This is a genomic window from Bacillus timonensis (genome assembly GCF_004799755.1).
GTDB classification, from domain to species: Bacteria; Bacillota; Bacilli; order Bacillales; family Bacillaceae_L; genus Ferdinandcohnia; species Ferdinandcohnia timonensis_A.
This window is the reverse complement of record NZ_SLUB01000006.1, coordinates 64,047-85,104: the sequence shown is the minus strand read 5'-3', so window position 1 is coordinate 85,104 and position 21,058 is coordinate 64,047. Positions and strand designations below refer to the sequence as shown.

At 37.6% G+C, this 21,058-nt stretch carries 14 protein-coding genes and 1 pseudogene; 9 read left to right on the top strand and 6 right to left on the bottom strand.

Annotated features, from left to right (window positions below):
- The first annotated feature begins 35 nt into the window (after positions 1-35).
- The 8 genes and pseudogenes from E1I69_RS05610 to E1I69_RS25185 all read left to right on the top strand — a co-directional run.
- Positions 36-1,151: a recombinase family protein gene (locus tag E1I69_RS05610; RefSeq protein ID WP_136378617.1), complete on the top strand. Its 1,116-nt coding sequence runs from the start codon at positions 36-38 to the stop codon at positions 1,149-1,151.
- 115 nt (positions 1,152-1,266) lie between these two features.
- Positions 1,267-3,981, top strand: coding sequence for a recombinase family protein (locus E1I69_RS05605; RefSeq protein WP_161974841.1), 2,715 nt, complete (start codon positions 1,267-1,269; stop codon positions 3,979-3,981).
- Complete coding sequence (locus E1I69_RS05600) at positions 3,957-4,868, top strand: hypothetical protein (protein ID WP_161974840.1); 912 nt, start codon at positions 3,957-3,959, stop codon at positions 4,866-4,868. Before E1I69_RS05605 ends, E1I69_RS05600 begins: the two co-directional genes overlap by 25 nt.
- Positions 4,869-5,077: 209 nt before the next feature.
- Positions 5,078-6,172: an AAA family ATPase gene (locus E1I69_RS05595; RefSeq protein WP_136378614.1), complete on the top strand. Its 1,095-nt coding sequence runs from the start codon at positions 5,078-5,080 to the stop codon at positions 6,170-6,172.
- A gap of 22 nt (positions 6,173-6,194) precedes the next feature.
- Positions 6,195-8,549 carry a S8 family peptidase gene (locus E1I69_RS05590; protein ID WP_136378613.1) on the top strand — a complete coding sequence of 785 codons (2,355 nt, stop codon included), beginning with the start codon at positions 6,195-6,197 and terminating at the stop codon, positions 8,547-8,549.
- Positions 8,488-9,996 (top strand): recombinase family protein, encoded by a 1,509-nt coding sequence (locus E1I69_RS05585; RefSeq protein WP_136378612.1) that lies wholly within the window; start codon positions 8,488-8,490, stop codon positions 9,994-9,996. Before E1I69_RS05590 ends, E1I69_RS05585 begins: the two co-directional genes overlap by 62 nt.
- 122 nt (positions 9,997-10,118) lie before the next feature.
- Positions 10,119-13,745: a recombinase family protein gene (locus E1I69_RS05580; RefSeq protein WP_136378611.1), complete on the top strand. Its 3,627-nt coding sequence runs from the start codon at positions 10,119-10,121 to the stop codon at positions 13,743-13,745.
- Positions 13,746-13,972: 227 nt separating this feature from the next.
- A pseudogene (locus E1I69_RS25185) lies at positions 13,973-14,131 on the top strand (ATP-binding protein); the annotation flags it as partial.
- A 612-nt stretch (positions 14,132-14,743) separates the two neighbouring features.
- Here E1I69_RS25185 and E1I69_RS05570 read toward each other — a convergent pair.
- The 6 genes from E1I69_RS05570 to E1I69_RS05550 form a co-directional block, all read right to left on the bottom strand.
- The gene (locus E1I69_RS05570) at positions 14,744-15,703 is read right to left on the bottom strand and encodes a DNA/RNA non-specific endonuclease (protein WP_136378609.1); all 960 of its coding nucleotides are present in this window, start codon (positions 15,701-15,703) and stop codon (positions 14,744-14,746) included.
- 435 nt (positions 15,704-16,138) lie between these two features.
- Positions 16,139-16,561 carry a hypothetical protein gene (locus E1I69_RS05565; RefSeq protein WP_136378608.1) on the bottom strand — a complete coding sequence of 141 codons (423 nt, stop codon included), beginning with the start codon at positions 16,559-16,561 and terminating at the stop codon, positions 16,139-16,141.
- A 53-nt stretch (positions 16,562-16,614) separates the two neighbouring features.
- A complete protein-coding gene (locus E1I69_RS05560) occupies positions 16,615-17,442 on the bottom strand; it encodes a nuclease-related domain-containing protein (protein ID WP_136378607.1) in 828 nt (275 codons plus the stop codon).
- 281 nt (positions 17,443-17,723) lie between these two features.
- Complete coding sequence (locus tag E1I69_RS05555; RefSeq protein WP_136378606.1) at positions 17,724-18,287, bottom strand: hypothetical protein; 564 nt, start codon at positions 18,285-18,287, stop codon at positions 17,724-17,726.
- Complete coding sequence (locus E1I69_RS24355; protein ID WP_154670397.1) at positions 18,274-18,450, bottom strand: hypothetical protein; 177 nt, start codon at positions 18,448-18,450, stop codon at positions 18,274-18,276. Before E1I69_RS24355 ends, E1I69_RS05555 begins: the two co-directional genes overlap by 14 nt.
- A 538-nt stretch (positions 18,451-18,988) precedes the next feature.
- Positions 18,989-19,792: a DnaD domain-containing protein gene (locus tag E1I69_RS05550; protein WP_242634537.1), complete on the bottom strand. Its 804-nt coding sequence runs from the start codon at positions 19,790-19,792 to the stop codon at positions 18,989-18,991.
- A gap of 251 nt (positions 19,793-20,043) precedes the next feature.
- Between E1I69_RS05550 and E1I69_RS05545 the strand changes: the two genes are divergently transcribed.
- Entirely contained in the window at positions 20,044-21,045 is a 1,002-nt protein-coding gene (locus tag E1I69_RS05545; RefSeq protein ID WP_136378604.1) for a substrate-binding domain-containing protein, read from the top strand.
- The last annotated feature ends 13 nt before the right edge of the window (positions 21,046-21,058 follow it).

Here is a 21,058-nt window from a genome sequence, read left to right as displayed (position 1 = left end):
GTGTACAGAAGCGATTCCAACAAGGTATCGTACACATGCCGACCACCTTCTTCTTGGGCTATGATACCGATGAAGACGGAGAAATTGTGATTAACGAGGAACAAGCTGAAGTGGTCAGACGAATATTTCGAGAGTATTTAGAAGGAAAAGGGTGTCCAAGCATTGCTAAAGGTTTAATGAGAGATGGAATAAAGACAGGAAAGGGAAATAAAACGTGGACGGGAGATTCGGTTTATAAAATCTTAAGACAGGAAAAGTACCAAGGTCATTGTTTAGCACAGAAAACAGTCACTATCGACTTTTTATCTCACAAACGCGTTCGCAACAACGATATTCAACCACAGTATTTTGTGAAGAATACCCACCCTGCGATTATTAGTGAAGAAACTTTTGAAGCAGTTCAACAAGAAATGAAAAGGCGAAGGCTGATGATGAAGGATCCCGATGAAAAATATCGCCAACACTTTAGTAGTGTCAGCCCATTTTCTAATCAGTTCTATTGTGGGGAATGTGGAAGACCAGCCATAAGAAGACGTATGACTTCATCGAGGAAAGGAGAGAAGTATTACATTTCTGCTTGGCAATGCCGAGTGACCGCAGGACGAGACCCAGACTACACGGACTGCAAAACGAGCTATGTTCATGAGACAGACCTTGAAAATGCATTTATGAAAATCATGAGGGAGATGAAGGAACATCCGGACGAAGTAATAGAAGAAGCCAAACAAGTTATCACAAAAGCTTCTCTTTCACCTTCGGAACAACAGCGGCTGGGTGAACTGAATACCCAAATCGAGGCAGTGGCGGACCGGATCAGCGACCTGGCTGCAAAGGGTTCAACCACTAACGATGCCATCTACGACGCAACATTAAGGCATCTCATCTATGAACAGGAAATTCTCCAACAGGAGCGGGACAGCTTAGAGGATAATATGCAGGAGCAACTTTATTTAGAAAAGCAATTGCAATCCCTTATAGATATTCTAGAAACAACAGAAAAGCTAAAGGACTTTGATGTGAAGCTTTTCAAAAGTACCATTGAGCGGGGAATTATCTACAAAGAGCGGATGGTCGAATTTCAATTTAAATGCGGGGTAAAGCGGACCATCTGCGCCAGAGAACGCAAGACACCTAAAAAGAAAAAAGCTTAATCTATTAGAATAAACATAAACCTCTTTCCACCCGAAAAAAGGACTTGAACCTTTACGGGATGTGAGTGATAGATGGACACGAACCATTATCACTTATTGGGAAGGGGTTTTTGTATTGGATGAATTGCAAAAAGGATTGTGGGTCCGTACATTATGGGATCCAGTCAAAGCACAAGAAGAAAGTCCATTAATAGGGGATAGGCAAGTGAAGGTTGCTGCTTATTGCCGGGTTAGCACTACTTTGGATGAACAATTACGATCACTTGAAAATCAGGTGAGCCACTATACCCATCTGATTCGAGGAAAACCCAATTGGAAGTTTGTCGGTGTTTATGTTGATAACGGAACAAGTGGAACCAGTGCCAAGGGCCAGCGGGGATTGCAACGGTTACTTCGCCATTGTGAGGAAGGAAGAGTCGATTTTATCTTGACCAAGAATGTCTCTCGTCTGTCACGAAATGCCCAAGAGCTGCTTTCGATTGTTGAAAAGCTGAATGCGTTGAAGGTGGGAATTTATTTTGAAAAAGAACATATTGATACATCCATCGAGTACAATAAATTTCTTTTGAGTACTTATGCAGCACTCGCCCAAGAAGAAGTCGAAACTATTTCTACCTCAACCAGGTGGGGATATGAAAAGAACTTCAAGAAAGGCATTCCTCGATACAACAAAATGCTCGGTTATGATGTGGTGAAAAGTGATGGAAGGAACACCCTTCAAATTAATGAAGAGGGCGCAGTAATTATTCGCCTAATCTTTGACTGGTTTTTACAAGGGATGTCCATGGCTGATATTGCCCGTGAACTGATGCAACAAGGAGTAAAAACGTCGGTTGGAAAAGACCTATGGAGAGGGTCGACAGTAAAACACATTCTAACGAACGTGACTTATACCGGAAACAAACTGACAAGGGTTCGGACAAAAGATATTTTTACGAATAAAACCACTAAACATATTAGAGATGAAATTGCCATCGAAAACTGCCACCCTCCCATTATCAGTTTGGAGGTATTTGACCAGACACAGAAACGTTTGGAGGAACTCAAGCCCAAGAGGAAGTACACAGGGCCAAAGGGGCATAAACATTCTCTATCAGGAAGAATGAACTGTCACCGTTGTGGATATCGTTTGAGCAATTATCCAACTAGAGGGGTGAACTATTGGAAGTGTCAGGCGAGTGATATTGGCGTCTGTGATTTCTCTTCCATTAGAGAAGATCGTTTGAGAGAGATGTTGATTAAAGGGTTCCTACAAAGGTTTGATGTAAGTAATCTTCTTATTCTTGAACAGTCTGAAAAGGTGCTTCAGGAGGTTAATCAAAAAGATCACTTTGAGTTTCATCGATTAAAGTGGATGACTGAACTGGAGTTAGCGAAAGAAGGGAAGGGAGATCTGGCCAAGTTAGAACAAGAGTACAAAGCGTTTGAAGAACATATTGCCAGAATTGAAGATGACCGTCCGTATCGCAATCAAACGTTAAGTTGGCTTAATACGGTACAGAATGTAGAGGAGTTTCTAGAAACAGTGACGATTGACCAGCTTAGGGCTTGGGTGATGGGAGTGGAGATTTATTCATCCAATGATTATCACATCGAATGGGTAGATGGCACAGAAATCACCGTAGGAGAAATGCCCAAGAATCCAAAGAAGGATAGGATTCCTGAAATACAAAAGCATAAAGAGCTCGAGCCGATATATCAGGTCATTGATGCGGATGGACAATTGAAGGAAAGGAGTGAAGAAATTATGCAAGCCATTGTGGAAAGAGAAGTCATTAAAATTGAACCAAGAAAAGAGAATAACTTGTTGAAGACGATTGAAAAAGATTTGCGTAAACATCCTTCCTCCCCCACAGCCCAACCGGTTACAAAACCACTTAGAACTGCCGCTTATTGTGGAGTATCGACTGACCGGGAAGAGCAGCTTACCAGTTACAAAACTCAGGTCGCATACTATACGTATTTAATTCTTAAAGACCCTAAATATGAATTTGCAGGGATATTTGCGGATGAAGGGATATCTGGAAAGTCGCTAAAAAACAGGATGGATTTCAAAAAAATGATAGATGAATGCATCCGAGGAAATATTGATTTAATCCTTTGTAAGAGCATTTCAAGATTTAGCCGGAATACTTTAGAAACATTGAAGACGATTCGTTTATTGAAATCTCTCCCTAAACCCGTTCACATATTTTTTGAGAAAGAGAACATTCACACAGAAGATGCCGACAGTGAATTGATGATTACGATTTTCGGAAGCATTGCTCAGGAGGAAAGTATCAACATTGGAAAGTCTATTGCATGGGGGAAAAGGGCTCAGGCAGAACGAGGCATCATAAAAGTTGGAAATGCCAATTATGGTTATCAAGTGGGAGAAAATTATCAATGGATTATCCATGAAGGAGAAGCTAAAATCGTGCGTCGCATCTACGCTGACTTGCAAGCAGGAAAAAATTATACGCAAATCATTACAGGGTTAACTCAGGATCGCATCCCCACCCCACAAGGAAAAGAGATCTGGGGTCTTAGCACGGTGAAGGAAATCCTGCAGAATGTGGTCTACAAGGGGGATTATCTCTATCAAAAATATATCACTGTGGACACATTAGAAGAAAAAACCGCTCCAAATGCAGGGGAGTTACCTCAGTATTATATTGAAGGCCACCATGAACCTATTATTGATCCAGAAGAATGGGAGAAGGTACAAAACATTATTCACAAACGCAGCGAAGCCTTTAAGCAGCAGAACTTCCAAAGGTATTCCAAAGACCAGAATAAAAATACGTCTTTTACAGAGAAGTTATATTGCGGGGAATCGGTAATGTATTAGGCTATGAGCGAAGTTTGGAAAGACGAGGATCCAACGGAACCAAAGAAATAAATCGTTGGGTGTGTAGGCTGGCGGAGAAATATTACGCTGTGAACGGCTGTTCATCCCAACGTTTTCACCAGGACTATCTCGAAAGGCACTTTATTAATCTATTAAACTCGCTTCAACGAGATGAGAGATTTCAACAAGAAGTAGAAAAGGTCATTGCTCAAACGGAGTTAAGTGCCCAGGAGCTGAAACAAGAAGCAGAGGTGCAAAAAAGGATAGAGCAGTTGAATCAAGCACTATATGAGGCAGTAGATGAAGAACTGCATAAAGACGGACAAGATCACCAAAGGGTGGATGCCCTAAGTGAAAAGATAGTAAAACTTCATCAGCAGTTGAAAGACTTCTCTGACCGTAAAAAGCTAGCAGAGCATTATAGAAATGAATTCAAAGAACTGAAGAAGCAAATAAAAAGGCTGAACGATGAAGCCAACCAAGCATTCCCTACAGAGCTTTTTGAACATTTTGTCGAGCAAGCCACGGTCTATAAAGATGGTAAGATTGTGTACCAATTAAGTTTAGGTCTAGAGTGGTCATCGGATGAAAGATATGAAGATTATCAAAAAATGATTTCAATGAAAAGAAAAGCGGAAAGGCAAGCTAGACGAAAAGAGAAGCAAGCGGCATTTTTAAAAGGGCCAGAGGTAACTGCCTTACTGAAATATTGTGAGGAACCACGGAGATGGGGAGAAATCCTAGCCTTTATGAACACGAAGATGACGATCTCAGAATCTTATTTCAGAAAGAGCATTGTACTGCCATTGATGGAAGAAGGGAAGTTGCAGAAGGATTTTATACCAAATAGTCAAAGTAAGCGAAAATATTATATGGTGAAGAAGTAATGAAGGAACCCACTGAGTTGGCTTAGGCCGCTTGGTGGGCTTTTTTTGATGGTGTAAACAAGAAGTAAAACGGGTTTAAAATAACAAAAGTGCAATAAAAATAACGTTTTATGAATATAAAATAACAAAAATGAACATAATTATAACATTTTCGTTGACTGGATAACATTTCCGGTGTTATCATAATTTTGTATAGAGGAGTGAGTAGTATGTACACAGAAATAGTTAAAATCATAGAGGGTGGAATTATTGGAGATAAGGAAAAAGTTCACAACTATGCCAAAGTCCTTGCTGACAACTTGGAGAAACAAGGAGATATTTCTTTATCTAAAAAAATCCGTACTCTTTTAAGTAATAAAAAAACAAGAATGGCTTCCTTAGATGAGTTTGCGACCAAGCCGGTTGATACAGAAAGTCGTATGGATATGGTGGACGTTTTTCATCCAAGTGATGCATTTGATAAACCAATCCTAAAAGGATTTATTGAAGATGAAATAGATGAATTTATTAATAGTTATCAACAAAGGGATGAAATATTACGCGCCGGAGTTGAGATGATTAGTTCTTTGTTGTTGTATGGCCCACCTGGTTGCGGGAAAACCACAGTAGCAAAATATATTTCTTATAAAACTGGATTGCCACTATTGACGGTTAGGTTGGATGGATTAGTTTCGTCATTGCTTGGTAGTACATCAAAAAATATTAGAAAGACTTTTGATTATGCGTCAAAGAGAGAATGTATTTTATTTTTAGATGAATTTGATGTTGTTGCAAAACTTCGTGATGATAAGCATGAATTAGGAGAGCTGAAACGAGTCGTAAATAGTTTAATACAAAACATTGATAATTTCAGTGAGAATAGCATTCTAATTGCTGCGACTAACCACCATGAGTTATTAGATCCTGCAATTTGGAGAAGGTTTTCAAAAATAATAACCCTTGATAAGCCGGATAGAGATGAAATTATGTCTTTGGTTAAATCATTTATGAAAAATGCCAACAGTAACTTAGTTGAAAATGATAAAAAGTTAGAACAAGTATCAGCTTCGTTTGAGGGAATGAGTCATGCAGATGTAAAAACCATCATAAACAACTCAATCAAAAAATCTATTATAAATAAAAAAGACTCTGTTAATAACTGGGAAATCCTTTATGAACTTTACTTATATAAAAACCATAAAATTATTAGTGAAAATGATTTTATAAAATTTTTATTGCATTATGGTGTGACTCATAAGGAAGTAAATGAGAACTACGGATATTCATTACGAAAAATTAGAGAAGTTTCTAAATTAGCTGATTGAATTAAATGGGGGGACGATTACTATGGAAAATGAAAGATTACCAATAAAGTTTTTTGCCAAAAGAGAAGTTGATAACCTTAGGGTAGAAGCTGGTGGATCCGGTGATTTACCTAAATGGGTTCTTGATGAAAGAACGTTGGTACGAAAATCAGAGTCTTTCGTCAATACTGTAGAATCGTTTAAAAAGGAAGTTCTTAAGAAAGAGAACTCCAACTCTGTAATTCCACTTGTATTCAAAACAAAGATCGTAGATGATGCAACAGCTAAAACGCATCGAAAAGAAGTTAGTAACCTTTTCAAAACCGGGGCACAAAACAACGTGTTAGGTCTTGCGGAGGCAGATGAAATAATAATTAAGCTAGAAGGATCAAAAGAAGCAGAAGCCATTATTGAAAGACTTAAAAATACAGAAAAATTTGCATATGCATTATCGTGCATAGATAGCATAGAGGAATTTAAGCCTGTTATAGTAAAAAGTGAAAAAGAGGAAGATTACAAAGTAAGGTTAATTAACTTCCAAAATTATGAACAAAACACATCAATCAGAAATTATTTTGAAAAGTCGGTATCTGATTTAGGGTTGCAGTTAGAAAAGACAAATTACACTTCTGACCATGTCATTTACAATATTAAGTCTGTAAGTCAAGATGCTTTGCAATTGATAAATAATGATGAAGCATTTGAAGCGGTCTATTCAATAGAACCAATGCCTAAGTATAAAGTAGCTTTAGATATGGGCCCAAATGAAGATATGGGTGTGGATATACTTTTGCCTGAAGATGGAAAGGAATATGCCACTGTAGGTATTCTTGACAACGGAATATCCAATATTCCTCATCTTAAACCTTGGTTAAGTGAAGAGAGTTGGACAGCGTATCCAGAAGGTTATATGAAAAAGAATCATGGAACTTTTGTATCTGGGGTGGTAGTATACGGAGATCAACTTGAGGATCGCGAATGGGTTGGGACTAATGGTGTTAAAGTTCTTGATGCTTGTGTTTTCCCGGATACTGATAAAGAGGGTATTAGTGAAGACGAGTTAATTAGAAATATTCAAGAAGCTATAAAGACTCACTATAAAGAAGTAAAGGTTTGGAACCTATCGATAAGTGTAACTACACCAGTTGATGAAACTAGTTTTTCGGATTTTGCGGTAGCATTAGATGATTTGCAAGATAAGTATAGTGTACTGATATGTAAATCGGCGGGAAACTGTAGTAATTTTACTATTGGACATCCAAAAGGCAAAATACATCAAGGAGCAGATTCTATCAGGTCAATAGTAGTTGGCTCTATAGCTCATAAAAAATCAAATACAGACTTAGCGGATGTAGATAACCCATCCCCATTTACTAGAATTGGGAGAGGTCCATCCTATATTATCAAACCAGAAGTCGTTCATTATGGTGGAAATGCCGGTTTAAATGAACAAAATGAACTGGTTACCACTGGGGTAAAATCATTTGGCTTAGATGGATCGGTGCATCAATCAGTTGGGACAAGCTATTCCACCCCTCGTATTGCTGCATTAGCTGCCGGTCTATATCAAGAGATGGATGAAGAATTTGATCCGCTTTTATTAAAAGCGTTGATGATTCATTCTGCTAGTTATTCTGAATTACTAAAAATCCCTAACGTAGAGAGGGTTAATCAAGTAGGCTTTGGTAAACCACAAAATGTAAGAAACATTCTTTACAACTCCCCTAATGAGGCGACGTTAATATTGAGGGATGAGATTTCAAAAGGGGAATACATAGATATTATGGATTTTCCTATGCCAGATTGTTTAACTGAAGGAGATTACTATAGTGGGCAGATTATTGTAACCTTAGTTTACAACCCAATACTAGATTCTTCTCAAAGGGCAGAATATTCTCAGTCCAATATTGACATAAAGATGGGGACCTATGATACCAAAAAGGACCGTGACACAACACGAAGAAACATACTTAATCCAGTGGGAAGAGACGGTTCGAAAAATCTGCTGCTTGAGAGTGCTTATAGTAAGACTAAGATGAAAAACAATCAAGATGATTTTGCTTTAAGAGAAAGGCTGTTAATTCAATACGGGGACAAGTATTATCCAGTAAAGAAATATGCAGTTGATCTGTCTGAGATGACCGAAGCTAATCAATTAAAATATACTACTAAAGACAAAAAGTGGTACCTGTTCTTAAGGGGGTTATTCAGGGACCATATTGAGACTAAGGCCCAGCAGGAAGAGACCGACTTAAGTCAGGATTTTTGTTTGATGGTAACAATCAAAGACCCAACCGGAACAAAACCAGTCTATGACCAAGTGAATCAAAAACTAGATGAATATAACTTTTGGCACAATAATATTAAGTTGTCCAATGAGGTTACATTACGGACATAAGTCTAAGCGGTGGTCGTCATCAATTATATATAGAAGAAACTCGTTTAATCTTGCTCATCACTATACGTGGTGGGCATTTTTTTATTGTTATGGGGGGATATATTTTGCGTATTTTTATCCATCCAGCCTCACGGCGTGTATATCAATTATCAGGCGTTTGAAGAGTCTGAGACCAGCTGTGGGCGTTTTCTTCGAAAAGGAAAATATTGACACATTAGATTCGAAGTCAGAGCTTTTCCTAACGATTTTATCCTCGATGGCACAGGAAGAAAGCCGTAGCGTAAGTGAAAACACGAAATGGGGAGTGCAGAAGAGATTCCAACAAGGAATAGTTCATATGCCGACCACGTTTTTCCTGGGTTATGACACAACTGAAGATGGAGAAATAGTCATCAACGAAGAACAGGCAGAAGTGGTAAGGCGAATATTTCGAGAATTCCTAGAAGGTAAAGGGTGTCCAAGAATTGCAAAAGGCTTAACAAGAGACGGATTAAAGACAGGGAAAGGGAATAAAACGTGGACGTCAGATGCGGTTTATAAAATCTTGAGACAAGAGAAGTACCAAGGACACTGCTTAGCGCAGAAGACCGTTACGATTGATTTTTTATCGCATAAGCGCGTTCGCAACAGAGATATTCAGCCACAATATTTTGTGAAGAATACCCACCCAGCAATTATCAGCGAAGAAACCTTTGAAGCCGTTCAACAAGAAATGAAAAGGCGTAGTCTGATGATGAGGGACCCAGATAAAAAATATCGGCAGCACTTTAGTGGACACAGCCCATTTTCCAATCAGTACTATTGCGGAGAATGTGGAAGGCCGGTGATACGAAGACGGATGACTTCAAGCAGGAAGGGGGAGAAGTATTACATTTCTGCATGGCAATGCCGAGTGACCGCAGGACGAGATCCAGACTATAAAGATTGTAAAACAAGCTATGTTCATGAGACAGACCTTGAAAATTCATTTATGAAAATTATGAGGGAAATGAAAGAAAACCTCGATGAAGTAATAGAAGAAGGGAAACAAGCTATCGAAAAGGCATCCCTCTCACCACCAGAACAACAGCGGCTGGAGGAGCTAAATGCACAAATTGAAACCATAACCGATCGCATCAGTGACTTGGCGGCAAAAGAATCGGCCACAAGCGATGCAATATATGATGCGACATTAAGGCACTTGATTTACGAACAAGAAATTCTCCAACAGGAGCGGGACAGCCTGGAGGAAAACATGCAAGAGCAACTTTATTTAGAAAAGCAATTTCAATCGCTCCTAGTCTTATTAGAAGAAACTGAGAAACTAGAGGACTTTGATGTAACGCTTTTCAAAAAGACAATCGAAAGGGGTATTATTTATAAGGAACGAACAGTTGAATTTCAATTTAAATGCGGGGTGAACCGGACCCTCTGTGTAAGAGAACGTAAGACACCAAAAAAGAAATAAGCTAAATTTTATCGAATAAACATAAACCTCTTTCCACCCGGAAAAAGAACTTGAAAGTTCTCGGGATGTGAGTGATAGATGGACACGAACCATTATCACTTATAGGAAAGGGGTTTATTGTATTGGATGAATTGCAAAAAGGCAAGTGGGTCCGCACATTGTGGGATCCAGTTAGGGCTCGGGAAGAAAGTCCGTTAATTGGAGATAAGCCTGTAAAGGTAGCGGCATATTGTAGGATTAGCACGGATACGGAAAAGCAGATGCATTCATTGGAAAATCAGGTTCATCACTACACACATATGATTCGTAATAAACCGAATTGGAAATTTGTTGGTGTGTACTTTGATAACGGGATTAGTGGAACAAATGCAAAAAAACAACCAGGGTTACAGCGGCTACTTCGTCATGCGGATGAAGGGCGAGTCGATTTTATTTTGACCAAGAATGTATCAAGACTTAGTAGGAATGCGGAACACCTTATCAGTATCGTTGAACAATTAAAAGCCAAAGGTGTAGGCATATACTTTGAGGAGCAGAAACTAGACACTTCCATTGAGTATAATCAATTTCTTTTGAGCACGTATGCAGCTCTTGCTCAAGAAGAAGTTCAGGCAGTTTCGAACTCTGTGAAATGGGGGTATGAAAAGCGATTGCAAAAGGGTAAGCCTCCATTTAACCACATCTATGGATATAGAAAGGCGACGAAAAATGGACATGCCACATTAGAAGTACACCAAGAGGAAGCAAGGGTTGTTCAACAGATATTTGATTGGTATTTACAAGGATGGAGCCTAACGGGTATTGCCAAAGAACTGACGAGACGAGGAATCAAAACGGCTAAAGGGAAGGATGTATGGCAATCCCAAACAGTGAAAGGTATGTTGCAGAGACCGACCTATACAGGAAATAAGGTATCGAGGATTCATACAAAGGATTTGTTTACACATAAGTATTCCAAAGGAATTCAAGACCAAGTCATGATAAAAGACACTCACCCATCCATTATTAGTCTTGAAGTTTTTGAACAGGCTCAAGAGCTCCTGAACAAAAATAATAAAAAAGCAAAAAAGCCAAAAAAGCCAAAAAAGAAGGAACCGCCATCATTTAGAAATAGAATCTGTTGTTACCGTTGTAATTACCGATTAACTTATACCAGGAGAGTTCGATCGAGTTACTGGCAGTGTCACGCAGGTAGGGTGGGTGAATGTGAAAATCCAAAGCTCTCAGATGATCACCTTTATAAAATGATTTTGAAGGCGCTAAATATGAGGTTTGATATGAATGACTCTTCCATTCTATTAATCTTAAAAAGAATACTCCAGAAAATTAACAAACAAGATCATTTCGAGTTTCACCGATTGAAATGGTTGTCTGAGATGGAAATTGCAAGAGAAACATTATCCGATAAAGAAATCTTACAGTTAGAAAAAGAATATCGAGAATTTGAAGAAGAGATTGGAAAAATTGAAGAAGATCGACCATTCCGGATAAAAACCCTCCAATGGCTTGAAAATGTGAAGTCTTTGGAGGATTTCTATGAAGATGTCACGTTGGATGAACTAAGGGGTTGGATTTTAGATATAACCATTGCTTCTGAAAACGACTATGAGGTGGTATGGCTAGATAAAACCACTACAACAATAGGAAACCCTACACAGTTTGAACATACAAAAATTAATAAAACGAAAGAAAATATAACAGGAGAGGAGGTGAAGCATGAACTGACCCTCCTCAATGAAAATGGCGATCTTAAAGATAGGGATGAGGGTGAAATGGTTGGAAAAACAATAACAAGAGAAGTTGAAGTGATTGAACCAAATAAAGGACAAAGCATTCTTGAATCTATTGAGAAGTCCAAAATGGACTATCAAAAACCTGGAATGCTAGAAACGAAGCGTCTTAGAACAGCAGCCTACTGCCGGGTTTCATCGGACCATTTAGAGCAGACTGGCAGCATTAAGAATCAAATTGCATACTATACGTATTTCATTTTAAAGGACCCCAAATTTGAATTTGCAGGAATATTTGCAGATGAAGGTATATCTGGACTATCGATGAAAGACCGTACAGAGTTTCATAAACTTCTTAGAGAATGTGAAAAAGGCCGTATCGATTTAATTGTGACGAAAAGTATTTCACGCTTTAGCAGAAACGTTCTCGACACATTGAATATCACACGAAAATTGAAAACATTACCGAATCCGGTGTATGTATATTTTGAAAAAGAGAACCTATGGACAAACGATCCTCAGTCCGATCTCATCCTTTCCATTTTCGGAGGTATTGCTCAAGAGGAAAGTGTGAATTTGGGTAGCAGTATTTCTTGGGGGCTAAGAACCCAAGCGAAAAGAGGTGTGATTCACCGAAAGCAAACAAATTATGGTTACAGGGCAGATAAGCATTTCCGATGGCACATTGTTGAAGAAGAGGCTAAAGTGATTCGACGGATTTACAAAGATATTCGAAAGGGAAAAACAGTTTATCAGATTTCACAGGATTTGAGTAAAGAAGATATTAAATCACCGACAGGGAAGGATAATTGGAATAAATCCACCGTCGATAGAATTTTGAGAAGCGAAAAATATCGTGGCGATTATCTTTTTCAACAATATGTAACCGTGAATACTGCAGATAAGCGGCCTATTCTTAATCAGGGGGAAGCGCCTCAATATTATATTGAAGGACACCACGAAGCAATTATTAAACCGAAAGAATGGGAAGAAGTCCAAGGGATTCTAGATGAACGGGCAAGAGTAGCTATGGAAAAAAGTGCACCGCATGAAGATGTGGGTGAATATAAAAATGAGATACTAACGAATAAAATGTATTGTGGGGAATGTGGACAAGCATTGGTTCATTCGAGAACACAAGTGAAGAACTCAAAAAATTATTATCATAATCAATATTGGTCATGCCGCCATTTTAATAGACCCCATCAATATGTGAATGATCCATGTGATACAAGGTATTTTCGACAAAGATATATTGAACAGCATTTTATTAATCTATTAGAAGCAATAAGTACATCCCACACGTTCTATCAAGATGCCCTTGATGCCATTTCAAAAGTTGAACTTACTAATGAAGATTTAGATGCGGAGAAAAAGATACAAAATGAACTGCATGAATTAAACCAAGTCTTATATGATGCGGTGAGTGAAGGCTTAAAAGAACAGGGGCAGGATTCCAGGAAGGTCGACCGAATTACGGAAGAACTGTGTGGAATGTATGACCAGCTAAAGGTTTACAGCAATCGAAGAGAAAATGCCATACAGTACAGAAAGAATTTAAAGCAATTTATGAAAAACTTGAAACTACACATGATTGAACAGCCAACAACATTTTCAGAGGAGTTATATAAAGAATTTATTGAGAAGGCAACCGTGTATACAAGCGGAAAAGTCATTTATCATTTTAACTTCGGATTCGCATGGACGACTGATGAAAGGTATGATTCATTCCTCGAGCAAATGGCAGAAGAGAGAAAGGAGAAATCCAGACAACGACACGAAGCTTTACGAAACAGGCCAGAGATAGCGGAGTTGCTTAAGTATTGCGAAGAACCACGTGTCATGAAAGAAATCTTGGCATTTATAAATGAAAGGATGTTTATTTCAAAACCTCATTTGATGGATGTTGTTCTCAAGCCTCTAATAGAGTCTGGTAGAATGGAAACGTTCAAAGCAAAGCGGGACGATTATCATTTAGAACAAAATCATTATCGAATGAAGAAGGACGGGGAACTTTAAGCAGCATTACTATAGAAGAATACGATTTACTAGGCTCATCTCCAGTTTGGGGGTGGGCCATTTTTTTAGTTTAATAGCTTAATAATCAAGAGAAATGCTAACCAATGATAGAGGTCACGTGAAATGAGAGAGAAGGGCTAAATTATCGCGCTATATAATAGTAGAAACTCGGATAATTTAATCTATATTTTGCGTATTTTTATCCATACGTCCTCACGGCGAGCAACCGAGTTCAAGTAAAAATCATGCGCCTCGCCCGTACTGTTTCAGATATACGAGGAGAGAAGCAAATATCAGAAGAAGCCATATGGGAAGCAATGTCCCTAAGTCGCTCCCAAGAAAATAACCGAGTCGAAAGAATAAAACAAGGAGTAAGGGAATGGTAAGATTGCGATAAATAGATAGAGAGACAGGTCCCTCGTCCCAGTTATAAATCTTTTAAAGAGAAATGAATATTAGTGTACTATTCATTTACTTTCGTCTGTACTAATCCCGAAATTTTATTTCAATCAAACGTTTGATTGGCAGAATAACGTTACAGTAACAAGCACTTTCAAATTCAAACAAACGCTTGATTGGATGATTTTTTGGATGCATCTGGAACGCTGTTATAGTGGTGAAATGCAATCAATTAGTATTTTAGAATAGTTGGGTAAAGGAGTGGGTCAAAGGGACGGGTACATTGTCGCGCAGTGCTTTTCTGAAAGTGTTCTAAGACTTCTTTAACCGTTCTCCTAACAGTCTTTTTTCTCTTCAAAGCCAGGGTTGGGTGGAAGTTAAGGATTTAGATAGATTAATAAAGCCTAATTCCTCTGTGCTTTTTGCGAGAAATTAGGCCTATAATCTTTCAAAAACGCCCCTGTTAGTGATAAATAATTTAGATGATATGACCATAACTTCAGCTGTTCCTGCACAGACATCCAATCGCAAATTGTTATAAATCATCCAACGAGAAAACCGTTCTTTCGTACATTTATCTGCCTCAAAGTTATAGAGGTTTATTCACCTACCATACCGTCAACATCACGATCATCCATATATTTGTATAACCAATGGTCAGACGTTATTGGCATACTAAAACCTGCTGCTTTTGCTTCTTTAATCGTCACTTGTCCATTACCGTTTGTATCAATACTAGAAATATCACCGTTTGTATTTGGACTAGTTGAAGTTGTGTTTGAACTAGTTGAGTTGGAAGGCTTACTGCCTGTTAAACCGAGTGACGCGTTTACTTCATCTGGGTTCACATTATCAAATGTATCAACGATCACATTACCCATTAAAGTATAGGTATACTGATAACTTGAAGGAATCTGCGTTTCCGTATTCGGATATGTGATAATTGCTTCAAAATTAGTAGCTCCACCTGCCTTGCGGATCGCATCTTCCAAATAAGCTTGGTCACCATGTCGGTTGAGCGTACTATCTTGTGGGGTAATATTATAAGCATTCGATACCCCTCCGAGAGAATCAGCAATGATATGTCCTTCATCTAAATCTGCTCTTTCGACGCCAGGAACTTTTGCCTCATCAGAGTAGTATCTGCCAGACGATGTTACAGGTTCGCTATTATCATCTTGAAGAATGATTTCGTCAGCAATAACACGGACGAGCTGCCCAAATTCATTCGTAAATGCCCAATATTGACGGTCCCCAAAACCAATGTCAACAACGACGTTAGGTTCACGATATCCAGATAAATCACCACCATCTACTTCAATAAGTTTGTATCCTGAGAACAGTTCATTATTTGGTGGGGGTGGTGTTTCCTCTACTACTGGTTCATCAACAACTGTAGTGATAACTTCTTCTTTTTCGGTATTTTCTTCTGTATTAACTGTTGTTACTTCTTGTGGCTCTGTTTCTACATCTGTAATGGATGTATCTTCAACGTTGGTACAACCAAACATAAAGATGACCGATAAAAGTAATATTAAATAGTTCATTTTCTTTTTCATTTCAGGACTCTCCTATAATAGTTCATATTGTTCATTCTGAAAATCTCAGAATGTTAACACAGATTAACACTATTACCTCTGTGTTAATAGTACATTCTAAGATTGTTCATATCAACTATTATTAAATTCCAAAAATCCTGATTTGCTTTTTAAGCACTTACGACTCGAATCTACATTCGGATATCCACTAATCATTCAGTTTACGAATTGTTAAGGAAATAAAAAAATAATCCCATCTCATTATTTGAGAAGGGATTATTTATTCATTAGAAAGGTCTACTAAGTGATAATACACTGTCTTTGGGGACAGAGGGACAGGTCCCTCGTCCCAGCAATTGTCAACTTCATTGCCATCCTCTTCTAGACACTATGTAAATGTAGTCACCATTAATCACTACCTTAGTGGGTATTGTAGTTGTTAAGTCCTCTTGTATACTATTGATTATATAATTCTTTATAAGCAATCACTTTTAATGCTAAAATTTCTTCTTCGGTCAATTTTCCTTGCACTTTTTCAAGTACTATTTCTTTTGATATTGTACCTTCTTGTACTTGTTCTCTAATATCATTTAATTCAGTAATTCCCACTTTTTTTATTAGAACCTTAGTAGCTTCCTCTTTTGTTCGAAATGGAAGTTTACTCTCATTAATGGATTTTGCATCTTCTAAAAAAGACATTAACTCTGGATCATTCTCAATAGATTGTTTGATCTCTTCCATTTCTCCACTATTTACTAATTCCGTTGATATAGTATCTACTAACTTATCAGATGCTACTTTGGTTCCAAAATGGTATATCCCATAGCCAAGAATCACCAAAACAATTATTGTTATTAATACAAATTTTAAAAACTTCATTTATCTATCCTCCAAAATATACAATAATTCATTTTTTAGTTTTAGGCACTACTTTAGAGTCTAACGGAAGATTTTTGATGATCATAGCAATAGATGTTGCCTTTGAATTTTTCATTCGCTAAACAATACATTTTAACTTTTTCTGAAACAGGTTTATTACAAATAGAACATGTTGAGCTTGAGTTGGTTTCCTCATCAGATGTATTTGTTTTTAATGCATGTTTATGTTGTTCTCTAACCTTTGGGTCAGTGATATTAGCCTCTGTAAAGGCATTATAAATGGTAGAGATGTCACCTTCAGTTAGGAGAGGCTCTTTGTGTTGAACTTTTAATACTGATACTTTTCGATGGATGAATTCCGACAGCTCGATATCATAGACTATTATTTCGTTGGATGCTATTTTACGGTACTCTAAGTCTACTTTAAAGGTGCACCGTTTTGTGAAAGATACCATAGAGATAAAGAAGTCATGGTAATTTTTATCAATAAAAGCAGTCAATGCTTTTATATGCCCGTAGTTTTGCACAAAAGGGTTCATCATTTTAAACTTCCCATTAACTAACCATGTCTTACGATCTTTCCCGACGTAAATGATCCCCTGATAGTTTTTCGTTTCAATGACAAAGATACCATATGGAGTTAACACCACATGATCTATTTGGGAATACCCTGATTTTGCTTTTGGATTCTTTACAAAGAGATCGCTTAAGTATCGGCACCCTTTCGGCAGTTGATCAAGTTGTATATCAATCTTGTATTCTCCTAGTTCACCTTTTCTAGTAGCAACTTGTTCATTCGTTCTTTTTGGTTTTGGTGCCGTTGTATTAGTTTGCTTTGGTTCTTCCTTTTTCTTCTTTAAAAAGTTCAGAAATAATAGCATGTTATTCTCCTCGTAGGTTGATCTATTACTATTGTAACTTAATTTACAGGAGAACAGGAGGACCGTCCCTTTGTTTGAGGTTTTACAGTATTGTAGTATTAATGGGTGTTTGTTGTTTTGGGGTGTTGAGTTTTTACAGGCACCACTTCTTTTTATGCTTTACAGTGTATTACTAATGAAGTTTTGGTGTCCTTATTACACATCGGGCATTTGTTAGTTAGATAATGATGTCCCATTTTTTCATACAAAAAGACCCTCACACAATGCGAAAGGTCTTATAACTAGTAATCTCTATTTCTACCAGAAGTATAATATACTGTTTTAATATTAGGTAAATCAGATTGTCTGCTAAAAATGTTATTCGTTAATGTTCTGTCAACAGTAAGAAAACTTGTCCCATATAAATTTGCAATGGAAGCATTAACGGCGTCTACAGCTCCAAGTGCTTCGGATAGTTCAATCTGTTTTAATGCACTCTCTTTGTCGCCGTCTAGTATTAGCAATACTTCATTTTCAATTAACTCTTTAACACCATTAATAATCTTTTCTTTAAATGATTCTTCTTCTCCAGAAGTAAAATTAACTGCTTCAGTTGGAAATTTCTTAAGATATTGTTTTAAAGGAGTCTTAGCTAAATGACTAATCTCATTAATAACCGTAGGGTTTATGTAAAGAAAAAGGTTGTTGTCATTATTTAATATATGATCATTAAACAACTTTGTTATAGTTGAATAGTAAGCATCATACTCGTTATAATAACCAAGTATTATTCCTGTATCAATCAGTATGTCCTCATCAGGTTCAAATCCAGAAAAAGATGGGTTGTTGAAATCAATTATTTTCATATTTCCACCATTCACGAATCTTGTTTAAATCAATGTTTGCAGATGCGCTACCCATATGTTTTTCTAATAGTTCTTTTTTTGATTTAGATAAACCGGATACATTAGACTTATCGATCCGTTTAATAGCGGTTGTTCCCAATTCTTTTTCCTCCTTATTACACATACCATCACCCCTTAACTTACTTTAATGTTAACAGTTTTAGTATGCTTATTGGTTAAATTTAGTATACTAAATTTTTACAATGTTTTCAATAAGCTGGTAAATAATGAAGATAATTGTAAAATGATGTTATATTTTATGTTTTCCGGAGCATAGGTTCCATTAGCCACTGGGGGAAGGCATCACTATGATAAGCTTTATCTTGCTAAATTAGTGAGTATTGTATATGACCGATTCAACCAAGAAGTGACCGAACTCAGGGATGTAGGGTCAATGAACTATCCTCCGAGCCTTTAACTGAAAAAAGTAGGGCACTATTAAATTAATCTCACCTGCACGAATCCAGAAATTACATTTCAATCAATCGTTTGTTTGACTGTTTAACACAACAGCAACAAGGATTTTTAAATTCAAACAAACGTTTGTTGGATGACTTTTTGAGTGAACCAAAACCGCTGTTATAGTGGCAAAATGTGATAAATAGTATTTTAGAATAGTGGGCGAAGGGACAGGTACATTGTCCCGCATTGGTTTCTGGCACTCATCTATACATCTTTAAACGCTCCTCAAACAATCTTTTTTTCTCTTCAAAGCTGGATTTGTGTGTTGGTTCCTGTGAAGCGGTGGCTCCCTGTTCCGTACGCTTTTTTATTTGCTCCTCAATAATTCCTTTATCCCTTTTAAAGGCAGTGTCATGTGTAGCTTCGTGGTTCTGCTCACGCTTTTGAAACCATTCTGGAATGTATTCCTGTCTAGGAGGCTTTTTCATAGGTGAGTGGTTCATTTGATTTTTATACGCAAGACGTGCTGCATGGACATCATCTAAAGTTTGATACCCTTTTTCCACCCAATCTCGTAATATTGCTTCGACATAGCTCCAACGCTTTGATGAATTTTCTACAGCTAGCTTCATAGCCTCAATAACGAAATCGTCTGATAAATCTGTACACCATGCTTTGATTTTGTCAGCGATAAAGCCTCCAATTGTTTCAAATCCGTTTTGCTCAAAAAATCGGAATGGGTCTTCTTTTTCGTAGGTCTCTTTTGAAGAAGAAGAAGTCTCTGAAGTATTCTTTGTAGTACTCTCTGAAGTACTCTCTAGTAATGGTGTGTTCAAGTTGAGCACATCCTCTGTCCAATTTGAGCAGCTAGACTGCTCATTTTGAACACATGGCCTGTCTAAATTGAGCAGTTCGTCTGTTGGATTTGAACATATCGTCTGTTCATTATGGTCAGATGGTGAGATTTCGTGGTTCGCAGGAGTATCCGTTTTCAAGTTTTCGAGATTTTCGTAATTGATGGTGTACCACCGTTTGACATTATGACCAATTACTTTTTCTAGCACAAAATCACATTTACAATAAAATTTTTTGTGCGGAATTATAAGGGGAAATACTAGTTGTTGAGTATGTGTCTGGATGTTGGGGACTAGAGCCAGATACCGGGTTATGTTATAACTAAACGATCATCACTCAAGAATGACAGAATTTTTTATTGAATTTAATTATTATTTAAATAGAATAATAGTATTAGAGGAAGCTTTGATAACTTCCTTGGTGCTTGCTTTAGCTAAAAACCTAGTGGAAGGGGTTACAAATGAAGAAGCTATTAGTTGTATATGCTTTATTAATCATTGCTTTTCTATTATATCTAAAAGACTTTCAAACACGTGAAGCAACAGCGAATCTGAATGAAACAAAAGGACTGCAGGGACAAGTAGACGAAAAATATGTTATGGTCACCTTCCAGGCAGGTACTGATTATTGGAAAAAGATTTTAAAAGGGTTTGAGGATGCAGGCCAGGCACTTAACGTTTCCGTTGAGTATCATGGAGCAGCACAATATGATGTGAAGGAGCAAATCACCGTTCTTGAGCAGGTAATCGCTAGAAAACCGTCGGGTATTGCGCTTTCGGCTATCCACCCAGATGCACTGGATGTAACCATTTTTAAAGCAATCGACGCGGGGATCCCGATTGTTCTTTTTGATTCAGACGCTCCGAAAAGTAATGCATACACATTTATCGGTACAAATAATGTCAATGCTGGTGCGACAGCAGCTCATGAACTGGCGCATTTCATTAATCGAAAAGGAAAAGTAGCGGTAGTTACAATCCCTAATCAGCAAAATCAGATTAATCGTCTCAAGGGGTTTCAAGAGACAATTGAAAAGCAATATCCTGAAATTGAAATTGTCGCGATTGAAGATGGAAGAGGGGATCAAATTGTTTCGGAACAGGTTGTTAAGGACATTTTAACTAATTATCCCGATTTGAAAGGTATTTTTATAACGGAGGCAAATGGAGGTGTTGGTGCTGGAAGGGCTGTTTTACAGTTGAAAAAGGATAAGGACGTTAAAATTGTTAGCTTTGATACAGATAAACAAACACTTGATATGATAAAGGAAGGAACGATAGAGGCTACTCTTGCTCAGGGCACTTGGAGCATGGGCTATTGGGCGCTAAACTATTTGTTTCATCTTCATCATGGATTAATTAGATTACCTAGTGATCCATATGCACATAACAAACTTCCAACACTGGATACAGGGATAACCGTTGTAACTAAAAAGAATGTAGATAGTTATTATGCAGAATAGGTGAGAAGGAATT